This window comes from Mesorhizobium sp. M0437, assembly GCF_040321335.1.
In the GTDB taxonomy this organism is placed as follows: Bacteria; Pseudomonadota; Alphaproteobacteria; order Rhizobiales; family Rhizobiaceae; genus Mesorhizobium.
On sequence record NZ_JAMYRK010000105.1, the window covers coordinates 1 to 11723 of the forward strand.

Annotated in this window: 10 protein-coding genes and 1 pseudogene; 7 read left to right on the top strand and 4 right to left on the bottom strand. The window is 61.8% G+C overall.

Annotated features, from left to right (window positions below; all coding sequences use genetic code 11):
* Positions 1-380: 380 nt before the first annotated feature.
* Complete coding sequence (locus tag NKI72_RS32450) at positions 381-1031, bottom strand: TetR/AcrR family transcriptional regulator (RefSeq protein WP_352502131.1); 651 nt, start codon at positions 1029-1031, stop codon at positions 381-383.
* Between the two features lie 77 nt (positions 1032-1108).
* Here NKI72_RS32450 and NKI72_RS32455 point away from each other — a divergent pair, with 77 nt between their 5' ends.
* Positions 1109-1303 (top strand): hypothetical protein, encoded by a 195-nt coding sequence (locus NKI72_RS32455; protein ID WP_352502132.1) that lies wholly within the window; start codon positions 1109-1111, stop codon positions 1301-1303.
* 16 nt (positions 1304-1319) lie between these two features.
* Entirely contained in the window at positions 1320-2213 is an 894-nt protein-coding gene (locus tag NKI72_RS32460; RefSeq protein WP_352851958.1) for an NAD(P)/FAD-dependent oxidoreductase, read from the top strand.
* Positions 2214-2945: 732 nt separating this feature from the next.
* On the opposite strand, the gene NKI72_RS32465 is transcribed toward NKI72_RS32460, so the two are convergent.
* The 3 genes and pseudogenes from NKI72_RS32465 to NKI72_RS32475 form a co-directional block, all read right to left on the bottom strand.
* Positions 2946-3491: a dihydrofolate reductase family protein gene (locus NKI72_RS32465; protein WP_352502134.1), complete on the bottom strand. Its 546-nt coding sequence runs from the start codon at positions 3489-3491 to the stop codon at positions 2946-2948.
* A 281-nt stretch (positions 3492-3772) separates the two neighbouring features.
* Positions 3773-4141: pseudogene (locus NKI72_RS32470) on the bottom strand (hypothetical protein); the annotation flags it as partial.
* The gene (locus tag NKI72_RS32475) at positions 4024-6093 is read right to left on the bottom strand and encodes a N,N-dimethylformamidase beta subunit family domain-containing protein (RefSeq protein ID WP_352768218.1); all 2070 of its coding nucleotides are present in this window, start codon (positions 6091-6093) and stop codon (positions 4024-4026) included. The pseudogene NKI72_RS32470 and the gene NKI72_RS32475, both read right to left, overlap by 118 nt.
* A 199-nt stretch (positions 6094-6292) precedes the next feature.
* Here NKI72_RS32475 and NKI72_RS32480 point away from each other — a divergent pair, with 199 nt between their 5' ends.
* From NKI72_RS32480 to NKI72_RS32500, 5 genes are all read left to right on the top strand, one after another.
* On the top strand, positions 6293-7066 hold the full coding sequence (locus NKI72_RS32480; protein ID WP_352502136.1) for an SDR family NAD(P)-dependent oxidoreductase: 774 nt from the start codon (positions 6293-6295) through the stop codon (positions 7064-7066).
* A gap of 79 nt (positions 7067-7145) precedes the next feature.
* Positions 7146-8468 (top strand): histidinol dehydrogenase, encoded by a 1323-nt coding sequence (gene hisD, locus NKI72_RS32485; RefSeq protein ID WP_352502137.1) that lies wholly within the window; start codon positions 7146-7148, stop codon positions 8466-8468.
* A 15-nt stretch (positions 8469-8483) separates the two neighbouring features.
* Complete coding sequence (locus NKI72_RS32490; protein WP_352851959.1) at positions 8484-9506, top strand: zinc-dependent alcohol dehydrogenase; 1023 nt, start codon at positions 8484-8486, stop codon at positions 9504-9506.
* 31 nt (positions 9507-9537) lie between these two features.
* A complete protein-coding gene (gene hutC / locus NKI72_RS32495) occupies positions 9538-10269 on the top strand; it encodes a histidine utilization transcriptional repressor HutC (RefSeq protein ID WP_352502138.1) in 732 nt (243 codons plus the stop codon).
* Positions 10270-10495: 226 nt separating this feature from the next.
* The gene (locus tag NKI72_RS32500; protein ID WP_502893732.1) at positions 10496-11497 is read left to right on the top strand and encodes an ABC transporter substrate-binding protein; all 1002 of its coding nucleotides are present in this window, start codon (positions 10496-10498) and stop codon (positions 11495-11497) included.
* Positions 11498-11723 lie beyond the last annotated feature (226 nt).

An 11723-nucleotide genomic window follows, 5' to 3' on the forward strand; every position in this document is an offset into this window, starting at 1 on the left:
GCGTCTCCCCAAAGAAAGCTTGACCCCAGCACTCCGGTGCTCAGGTTCTCCTGGCTGCCGGATGCGCACGTCTGCGGTCTTCACCGGATGCGTACGCTTTGGCTGCGGTACCGATCGATGTTCCGGACCCGATAGCACATGGTCGGATGGCACCGTCGCATCACCTATCAAATGTTGTCCCGACTGCTGCCGGATCTGCGATGGAGAGAAGCGTCGACCGCATCCAGGCGGGAGCTTGGACCGCGGTAGATGCGAGCGTCTTTTTATCGTTGGGAGAAAGATGAGGTGCCGCGATCTGTGCAAGCTCGGCCGCGCGCCGGCCCAATATGACGAAGCGCCTGGATACGGTCCCGGCCAAGCTGCCCGGAGCAATCAAATGCTTATCCGCCCGCGTGGTCGTTGCCACCGTGCGCGGCGATGAACATGGCGACGGCCGACCGGCAATAGGATTCGATTTCGTTGTCGTCTTCTGCTCTCGCCTGATCGAAGCGTGCGATAATCAGGAGATCGGATCCTTTGAAAAGCGCGGCAAACAAGCGGGCGGACCGGAGAGGATCGGGCACGTTCAGAACCGCCTTCGCGTGCAGCTGGCGCAACAGGGCCTCGATTTGGGCGATGACATGGGCGGGGCCGGCTTCGTAATGGAGCTTGCTTAACGACTTTTGATTCGTCTTGTCGGCCATGATCATGGCTTCGACACTGCGGACGTCCGAGCTCAACAGCGTGCGAAGCAGTGATGATCCCACCGCCATGAGCTGATCGTCGACCGAACCGTCGACGCCTTCAAGAAGGGCCTGTGGTGCAAACAACTGATGGCAGCCGGCCGCGATGGCCGCGCTGTACAGCGCCTCCTTGTTCTCGAAGTGCCGATAGATGCTGAGCTTGGATATCTTCGCCCGCTGGGCGACCTTGTCCAATGTCGTCGCTTGAAAACCCAATTCCACAAAGAGTTCGCAAGCGGCGTCGAGTATCGTTTGGCCAAGCGCCTCGTTGGCGGGCCGGCCGCGCCGGCCCTGGCTGTTTTCGGTCACGACAATTCCAGTCCTTGACAGTATCCTAATTCTTGAATTACGATACCATGTAGTTTCCGAAATGTGCAAGCTAGCGGGTGGATTTCAACCTGTCCTCCAAATCAAGTTTCCCCGGGCCGCCCGGCGATATCGAATGCGGCATCGTCCGGCCGGCCAACACAGTGATGGGCGACTTTCTCGCCGATGCCGAAGCCCTGCTCGCTGCCCGTCTTGAGCGCGTATCGCTGGACGCTATTTCGCGACACGCCCAGCCCACACCCCTCCAACCGTAACACGGAGCCCATCACTATGGATGACGTCATCATCATCGGCGGCAGCTTTGCCGGTCTCGCCGGCGCCCTGCAGCTCGGCCGTGCCCGCCGCAAGGTCACCGTTCTCGATACCGGCCTGCCGCGCAACCGCTTCGCCGGCCACTCGCATGGTCTGCTCGGCCACGATCACAAGCCACCGCTGGACATCCTGGCCGAAGCGCGGCAGCAGCTGGCGCGCTATCCCACGATCAGGCTGGTCAATGCCCGGGCCGACAGGGTCTCCGGCGCCATCGACGATTTCTCCGTCCTCACTGGCGATGGCGAAAGCCTTGGGGCGCGGCGACTGATCCTGAGCTATGGCGTTGCCGACCAGATGCCTGATGTCCCGGGCTTTGCCGAGGGCTGGGGCACGTCCATCGTACCCTGCCCCTATTGCGATGGCTTTGAAGTCGCCGGCCAGCATTGGGGCCTGGTCTGGTCCGGCCCGCCGTCGCACAATTATGTCAGGCTGTACCACGACTGGACCGACACGTTGACGGTCTTCGCTGATGGTCACGACATTGCACCCGATATCCGGGCCGATCTGGCGCGCCGCAACATACCTGTCGTCGATGGCCGGATCACCGAGATCGCCCATCACGGGGGCCATATCGCCACCGTCAATCTCGATACCGGCCGCAATGTCGCGGTCGACATCCTGTTCGCCCATCCGCGCAACAAGCCGTCCGCAAGCCTGCATGAATCACTGGGCATCGCCACGGTCGATACGCCCCTCGGCATCGCCCTCAAGGTCGACGAGCGCCGCGAAACTAGCATTCCCGGCATCTACGCCGCCGGCGACCTCGCCAACCCCCTCATGGCCTCGGTCACCCTGGCAACATCGCATGGCGCGACGGCGGGTATCTCCGCCCAGCAGTCGATGCTGGTTTGAGAGCACAGATTCCCTTCTCCGGTTGCCGCGGGCTATCATATTCTGAAGGTTGCGGGCCGGTGCCACGGAACGCGGGGCCCCTCTCCCCTGAGGAGCGTCTTTGGCCGGTCAGCCGTCTCGAAGGGGCAGTTGAGCAAAACGATTCCTAGGCTCAGGCCGGTCCGCAAACGGTCCCAAAAAGACCCACAGGCCTTCCACAGGTTATTCAACCTCCCCCGGCCCCCTCCGGGAAGAAGTTCAGCAAGTGGAGGGCGCGACATTGCACCTTGAACCGTGCTGTCGCGTCCTCGGAGCGGGTGGGTCTTGAGGTGTCCAGTTTATGCTGCCGGGAGTGTCCAGTTTGCACTGCCAGCGGTATCCAGTTCACCTACAAACGGAGAGGGATGGCGCTTGGATGACGCTGCCGCGGCGGGTCGCGTTGTGGCGCGCTGTGCTATGAAAGTTAGTGACGGTACTTTCTTGGTTCGCTGTGAAGCCCACCTGAGTTGCCCAAAGTGGGTCGGGAAAAGGCGATCGACTTCGATAGATGCCGAAACGGCACAAAAAATTTTCGTGCTATTTTTCCATTTCAAATCAAGACTGTAACGTTTTGACGGCCCATGGGTTCGGCTTCTTCCGCGGCAACGAATAAAAAACCTAGCTATATCAATGGCCTAACTAGATTTGGAACAATCGAGTAGGAATGAGCTCAAATTCGGTCCGACGGACGTTAGGGTGTCGGATGGGTTGTGATCAGGCGGGAACGTACGTCACTCTGATCGCGTCCTCGCCAACCCGGTCGCTGGCCACGAGACGCAGCGGCGGCCGCGGGCCGGCGAAGAATGGCTTGCCGCGACCAAGCACGATGGGACGGAAGTAGAGCCGGTACTCATCGACAAGGCCAAGCTCGGTCAGACTACCCGCAAGCTCCGGTCCGGCGACTTCGATCTCGCCCTCGTGTTCGGCTTTAAGCGCCCTAACGAACCCTTTGAGATCGTCGTCCACCAGCGTCGCGTTCGGCCCGACCGACTTCAGGGTGCGAGAGACGACCCATTTCGGCTGCGCCCGCCAGGCCGCCGCAAAGTCGCGCCCGACCTGGTCCTGTCCTGGCTGACCCTCGTCCCAATAGCGCATTACCTCGTACATGCGCCGGCCGTAGAGGCTGCCGGCGATCCCGCGCACATGGGCGTTGAAGTGGCGATGGAGCGCCTCGCCCGGCATCGGCAGCCCGGGCCCGCCCTCGGCGCCAGCGACATAGCCGTCGAGCGACTGCATCATTCCGAACACAAGCTTCGCCATGCACAGGCTCCTATCGATCGACGACGATCCGAAGGGATCGCATTCATTTATACCTCGCCCTTACTTCGTCGGTTCGTTGGCTGCACACATTCTCTGACCTGTTCACGTTGGCCGGTAAATCTGCGCCACCGCGACCCCCGGAAAGGCTTTCGAGCTCACCAGCTTGAGAGACATCGGCGCGGCGAGTTCGGAGAACAGCGGCAGGCCTTTGCCCAGCGCCACGGGGCCACCATCAGGGCGAGCTGGTCGACCAGTCCTTGGGCGACGAGACTGCGGGCGAAGCTCACTCCGCCGTGGGCGATGATCGGCTTGCCCTCTTGGGCTTTCAACTTCGCGACTTCCTCCGCCAAGTCACCGCTCGCCACATAGGCCTCCGCCCAACTTTCACCACCGGGCTGCAATTTCGCCGGCTGGTTGCGGCTGAGGCAACTGCCGTCCGCCAGGTGGCGAGAGGCATGTGAGACGAAGCCGGTGCACGCCGACTGATTTGATTTCCCAAGACCGGATACGGGTCTTTCCGTAACGGCGCCAATCAGCTTATCGATTTTTCTCGGCCTGGTTCTCCTTTCGTCGCACCGAGGCGGGTAAGCAGATTGAGCGTGATCCTGCCGACATCGTTCATGGCGCCTGCGGCTGGCAGCGCGCCGCACCAGGCAACCGAGCTTGCGGAAAAGATCAAGCCGCCTGCTGCGAGCTTTCGCAGGGTCATTTCGGCGCAGCGGCGGGCGATGCGTTGCTTATCCCCGCCCTCATACCAGCGCGTCGGATCCTGGAAGAAGCTGTCGGGAAATCCCGTCGCCCGCGCGATCACGACGGTGTCAGCGGAAGTGCCGAGGGCTGGATACGTCGCATCCACTTCGTAGCCCGCGGCACCGCCCAGCACCATGCCGTCGGTGCCGAAGGTCGCATTTTCAACGCCTTCGAACAGCCATGCGCATCCTGCTTCATGGCTTTCCTCAGTGCGCGTGAAGGGGCGTGCGCCATCGAAACCCATCAATGAGATTGCACCGCCGATCAGCGAGAATTCGCCTCGGCCGCGGCAGCGGAGATAGCCGCCTGGTTCGTTGGTGATCGACAGCGCCTGTTCGGCGACAGGGCCGTCCCAGGTGCGGCCGGCCTCCAGCGGCGAGCGCCGCAACTCCATCAGGTCGTCCTTGAAAGCCACAGTGGCAGCAAAGCCGTTTCCGCCGAGATAGGCGATGCTGCCGCCTTCGGCTACAAACTGCCGCAGCGCCTGCTCCATCTCGATCGACATATATTCGGGATGACTGCCGGTGACGACGGCTTGATGTCGACGCAAACCGTCTATGCCGCATTCGTGCAAATCGTGATCGGTCATGACGTCAAACACGATTCCATTGTCGTGGCAGAATCGGAGGAAATGCAGATCGACCGGCAAATTGTGTGGGCAGCCGCAGAGCGGATAATCGTAATCGTCCCTGAGCGTCACTTTCGGCTTTTTGTAGGAGCAGATGGAAACACCGCTAAGGTCGGAATGGTAGTCGTAAAGGGATTTCAGATTGTTGGCGATCGCGAAGCGATGTCCCCGGTCGTCGCCTTTCCATTCATAAAGATGATCCGGGAGATATTCGTCCGCATAAGCGAGATAGGTGGCCGTCGGCACGAGATACAACAGCGGCGACGAAACCTGTGAAGAGGTGACGAAGAACACCACGCGTTCGTAGCCACCCTCCCATTCGGCCTGGAACGCGTAGACGCCTGGGTGTGCGTTTTCGGGGATCGTCACGCGGTGCGAGACCGGCCACTCAAGCGGGCCGATGTCGTCGTCGTGGCAATGGATAGCGTCGTAGTGCGACGGCACCAAGCGAGGCTCGAAGCTCGATCCGTCCCAGCGTGCCGAAGTCACGCAGAAGGCTGGCTGATTGATCACGTCGAGGAGCAACGGATCTGCTCCGCCCGACGTCAGGATCGCCTGCGTTGGTAACAGCGTCGGGAAATCCCAGGCAACAGTCCCCTGTGGGGTGTCGAGCCGGATCGCAGCAAATTTCGCGTTGAGGGTAGGTTCGTGGTTGGTGGCGCTTGCGCCGAAATGGATGCCTTGCGCCTGGAGGTTCCGCGCCGGGCCGCCAAAACCTTCATGGAGTTCGTAAGGCGCGAGACGGTCATGGGATTTGATGCGCAGACGCGATTGATCCTGCCGCAGATCCAACTCGACGGTGAGCCACACACCAGTTGGCGCCTTCTTCTCGACAAAGGTTTCGTCACCGATTTCCACGACAAATGCGCCGTCGTCGCGGAGGCGCAGCCCGAGGGCGCCTGCTTCCAGGATCGTGCGCGCACCTTCGTTGCGCGTGAGGAACAGCTCGAAACGAATGCCGTGGACGGCTTGTACTTTGGCCAGTTCGCCGGCTCGCACGAACAGGAACGACCCCTGGTCGAAATGCCGATGCCGTGCTTCACCTATCGTTTCGATGGGCCAGGCGAGAAATTCCGGAGCCGGCTTGTCGAGCCGGCAAATTCGTGTGGCCTTTATCGGCCGATCGCATGACAGGCTGAGGTTGATCCGCTGGCCTGCTTTGGCACTCCAGGGGGTGGTATAGCCTACCACGCTCATCGCGTCGTGGTCTACTGCGCGCTTCATCTATCCCCTCCCGATGAACTCCAGATGGGCTGGGGCGAACCGCGTAGACCGGTCCGATGTCGGTCAATGCGCTGCCGCTCTGACAAGCAAAGTTCCGCATGGCGCACTACAGCCATGATGTACATGCTTGTATAGATAAGCTGCATTCGGATAGTCTCGACGCGATCGGTCCAAGCGCGACATTACCAAGGAGGATGACATGCGCAACGCATCTCTCTTCGATCTGTCAGGCAGGAAGGCGCTTGTAACCGGCGCAAGCCGTGGCATCGGGCGCAGCATCGCCGAGGCGCTCAGCGCGGCCGGCGCCGACGTCGCGGTCGCGGCGCGCAGCGTGGCCTCGCTCGAGAAGACGATGGCCGCCATCCGCACCGCCGGCGGGGTCGCGCACGCCGTCGCCCTGGATGTCACCGATGTCGACCGCTGCCGGGCGGCGACAGCCGAGGCCGGCAGCCTGCTCGGAGGTCTCGATATTCTCGTCAACAATGCGGGGGTGGAAGAGGTCCGGCCTTCACTCGATGTCGACGAGGCCTTGTGGGACCGGATTGTCGATACGAATCTCAAAGGCGCCTTCTTCTGCGCCCAAGCCGCCGCGCGGCAGATGAGAGACGCCGGACGGCCCGGCGTCATTATCAATCTCTGCTCGCTGACCTCCGAGGTTGGGGTTCCCACGGCGGTGCCGTACGGCTCGTCGAAATCAGGCCTCCTCGGCATGACGCGGGCGCTTGCTGCAGAGTGGGCCGATCTCGGAATCCGGGTCAACGCCATTGCGCCTGGCTATTTCAGAACAGCGATGACAGACGTGTTCTACAGCAACGAGGCATGGCAGCAATCGATGCTCGCCAAGATTCCGCAGCGCCGTTTTGGTGATCTCTCGGACCTGCACGGAATCGCGGTGTTCCTCGCTTCGGATGCGGCAGCCTACATAACCGGCCTGTCCATTCCCGTGGATGGAGGCTTTCTCGCATCGATTTGAAGGCTTCAGGGCCGGAGACGTGTCCCAGAAGTGATCGACAAGCGCTAATCGTAATTGCGTTCTAACAAAAGGAGCCGCCATGTCTGACGTCAGCTTCCACCGCCTGTCATCCCTCAGCGTCGATCAGCGGGCCAGTTTACTGAAACGCGCCGAAGGAGATCTGTCTTCCTTCATCGAAAAGGTCCGTCCAATCATTCAGGCCGTCAAGGATGAAGGTGACGCGGCACTGCTCCGGTTTGCACGCGAACTCGACAAAGCCGATGTTGCCGACGGTGGACTGAAAGTTTCGGAAGCGGAGTTCGACGCGGCATTCGACAAGGTCGAAAAGGATGTCGTGGAGAGTATCCGGTTCGGCATTGAGAACATCCGGCATTTCCACGAGGAGCAGCGCCCGGAAACGATGTGGCTCAAGGAAGTTCGGCCGGGCGCCTATGCGGGTGACCGATACACACCGATTGCTTCCGTTGCGCTTTATGTGCCGCGCGGCAAAGGCGCCTTTCCCTCGGTGACGATGATGACCTCGGTTCCGGCGGTGATTGCCGGGGTTCCCCAGATCGCGATTGTGACGCCTGCGACTTCGGATGGTTCCGTCGACGCCGCGACGCTGGTTGCTGCCCGCATCGCCGGCGTGGAGACCGTGTACAAGTGCGGCGGCGCCCATGCGGTCGCCGCCGTCGCCTATGGGACCGAGACCGTGAAGCCTGCCGTCAAGATCGTCGGGCCGGGGAGCCCCTGGGTGGTGGCGGCAAAGAGCGTGTTGTCCCCGATCATCAACACAGGTCTCCCCGCCGGTCCTTCCGAAGCGATCATTTTTGCCGATCACAGCGTCGACGGCGGCTTGGCCGCTCTTGACCTGTTGATCGAGGCCGAGCACGGGCCGGATTCCTCGGCCTACCTAGTGACGCACAGCCGCAAGGTCGCCGAAGCCGCGTTGATTGCGATACCGGAACACTGGTCCAGGATGAGCGAACAGCGTGTGGAGTTCTCACGCGCGGTGCTGACTGGGAAGCGCGGCGGCATCGTGCTGACCGAGTCGCTGGAGGACAGCTACCGGTTCATCAACGACTATGCGCCGGAGCACCTCGAGATTCTGTCAGCGGAGCCATTTGCGCATCTCGGACGTATCACGGAAGCTGCCGAGATCCTCATGGGTCCGCATACGCCGGTGACCCTCGCCAACTTCGTCCTGGGACCCAATGCGGTGCTGCCGACCAGCCGGTGGGCGCGAACCTTTGGACCGCTTTCCGTGACGGATTTCGTCAAGAGATCGTCGGTCGGCTATGTGACCTCGGCGGCCTATCCGGAACTCGCCCTGCATGCCCGCAGGCTCGCCCGCTACGAAGGATTCAGCTCGCATGAGAACGCGGTTTCGGAGATCCGCGATCGCTATCTCGCCGGCTGAGCGGAAACGATGACGATGAGGGCGGCGCGGCTCCATGGACCCGGCGACCTGCGCGTCGAGGATATCGCCGCGCCAGGCGCTCCCGAGCCAGGCTGGGTGAAGCTGAGGGTCGATGCCGCAGGCATTTGCGGTTCCGATCTCCACAACTTCCGCACGGGCCAATGGATAAGCCGATCGCCTTCCACGGCCGGCCATGAGCTGACAGGCACGGTGATTGCCATCGGCGAGGGCGTGGATACCGTCGGTGTTGGCGACCGAGTGGTCGCCGATTCCCGTTTCTGGTGCGGAGAATGCGCGCAATGCCATGCAGGCAAGCGGCATCTTTGCACGTCGCTGGGCTTTGTCGGCGAGATATGCGACGGCGGATTTGCTGAACAGGCGGTCCTGCCCGCACGCCTCCTGCACATCGTCGATGCCGTGCTTGACGAACGGGTCGCGGCGATGGCCGAGCCGCTCGCTGTAGCGTTGCACGCAGTGCGGCGTCTGCCGAAAACGGCCGGTTCCGTTCTTGTCGTCGGCTGCGGGACCATTGGCGGGCTTGCCGCACTGCTGCTTTCCCGGACATTCGCAGGTACCGTGCTCGTCGCCGACCGCAATCAGGGCCGCTGCGCCCGCGTGGCGCGGGTCACCGGCGACAGCATCGTCGATTTGAACCGGAACGCCATCGCCGCCGCCACCGCGGATGCCCCCTTGCTCGCTGCCATCGAAGCGACCGGCAGCATCGCAGCACTCGGCCAGTTGCTCGGCGTTCTCGACGCCGGCGGCACCGTTGCGATGGTCGGCATATTCCACGGCCGCCTCGATATCGATCCCAACATCCTGGTTGAACGCGAAATCGCATTGCTGGGATGCCACGCCTTTGCCGATGAGCTTCCCGACGCCATCCGGATGCTCGGCGAATTGACCGAGCCCATGGTCGAACTGATCGACCGGGAGATCGGCCTGGATGATGTTCCCGCAGCCTATAAGCGGTTGTTGGCGGGACAGGGCGATGGCTTGAAAACAATCATCCGGATGCGGTCTGCCGGGCGCGTGTGATTTCCGAACCTTGCCGGAAAGGATTTTTGTAATGATCACTTTGCCCGACACCGCCAGCCCTCTTTACGAGAAGGTCAAGGACTACATCCTGACGAATATCGGAACGGGGCGATGGAGCAAGGACCGCAAGCTGCCGTCCGAAAATGAATTCGTGGCGACACTCGGCGTGTCTCGGATGACGGTCCATCGTGCCTTGCGGGAGTTGACCTCTGCGGGTTTTCTGATCCGGCTCCAGGGCGTCGGCACATTCATCGCGCCGCCTCGACCGCAATCCGCACTGATCGAGATCAACAACATCGCGGCGGAAATTGTCGCGCGGGGAAACAGGCATCGCTCCGAGGTTATCGTCCTCGAAAAGATCACGCCGACAAAGGAGCTCGCGCTTTCGTTTGAGTTTGCAAAGCGCGTGTCGGTCTATCATTCCATCGTCGTCAACTTCGAGAACGACCTGCCTGTGCAACTGGAAGAGCGCTTCGTCAACCCGGGCCTGATACCCGACTATGACAAGCAGGATTTTTCCAAGACAGCGACCTACGACTACCTCATGCAGAAAACCCCCGTGACGGAGGTCGAGCACATCATCTCGGCGACCCCTGCCGATGCCGAGACGGCGCGGTATCTGGGCATCGACGTCGGCAGCTGCTGCCTGTTTCTGCATCGCCGGACATGGACGGGCGCCGTCGTTGCCACGATCAGCAAGCTGACTTACGTTGGCAGCCGCTACTCGCTTGGCAGTCGATATTCTCCATCCAAAAAAACCTGATCGCAGTGAAGCGAATCAGAGTCGGAAGGAGGGGGGCTAACTTGTATATGCATGTATGTATTTAGCCTTGACATCCGCTGTTGCTGACGTTGAAGTGTCGTCGCACTTTCGTTGAACGGACAGCTAAGATGCCGAGGCACGGTGCCGCAAGAGCAGAAGCCCGCATTCTCACCAGGCCGGATGTTTGGTTCAAAAAAGCGGCCTGATCATCAAGGGGAACAAGATGATGCGTAACCTAGCAGGACAATTTCGGGCACTCGTTATGGCTGCTGCCGTCGGGTTTGCCCCGGCGGTCTACGCGGCCGACACGACAATTCCGGCGACGCCTGAGGCAGGAACATTCAAGATAGGCATCGAGCCATGGCTTGGCTACGGCCAGTGGCACGTCGCCGAAGCCAAGGGTCTGTTCAAGGCAAACGGGCTGTCCGACGTGCAGATCGTGAACTTCGCCGAGGACAAGGACATCAACGCCGCCCTGGCGAGCGGCCAGCTCGATGCCGCCAACATCGCGACCCACACGGCTATGGGCATGGTTGCGGCCGGCCTGCCGGTGAAGATCGTGCTTCTGCTCGACGTCAGCATGACGGCGGACGCCATGATCGCCGGCAAGGACATCGCCTCCGTCGCCGACCTCAAGGGCAAACAGGTGGCTTTCGAGGAAGGCACGACGAGCGACATCCTGCTCAAATACGCGCTCGCCAAGAACGGCATGTCCATCGCCGATGTCCAGCCGGTTCCAATGCCGGCGGCGGATGCCGGCAGTGCGTTGATCGCCGGCCAGGTCCCGGTCGCGGTTACCTATGAGCCCTATCTCACCGCGGCCAGGGCACAGAACAAGGACGTCAAGCTGCTCTTCACCGCAGGCGAAGATCCCGGCCTGATCAGTGACGTGTTGGTGGTGCGCGATGAGGTGATCAAGTCGCGTCCCGGCCAGGTGCTTGCCATGATCAAAACCTGGGATGCGGCCCTGAAGGCTTACAATGCCGACACGCCCGACGGCCGGGCGATCATCTCCAAGGCGGTTGGTTCGAGCGTCGAAGACCTGAACACCGCCTTTGATGGCGTGCGTTACTATACTCTCGCCGAAAACAAGGATGCGCTGACGGGCGAATTTTCCACCAAGACATTCGCCGATGTCGAGGCAGCCGCCAAGAACGCCGGGCTGCTTCAGGCGGACGTGACGCCGGAGCAGATGATCGACCCGTCATTCGTCAAGGCCGCGAAATGACGAGGGCCGGCTCGCGGTGGTGACGCAAATGTCCGAGCAGCGTGCGACCAAGCCAAGCCCGTCTCTCGCAGCGCCGGGGCAGGTGATCAAACAGCCGATGCGCCGTGGGCGCGCCGCCCGGGGCGGGGGGGCCCCACCACCCGCGGGGGGGCGGGGGGTTTGGGGGGGGGGTTTTTTTGGGCGGGGGCGCGGCCGGGGGGGGGGGGCGGGGGGGGGGGGGGGGGGG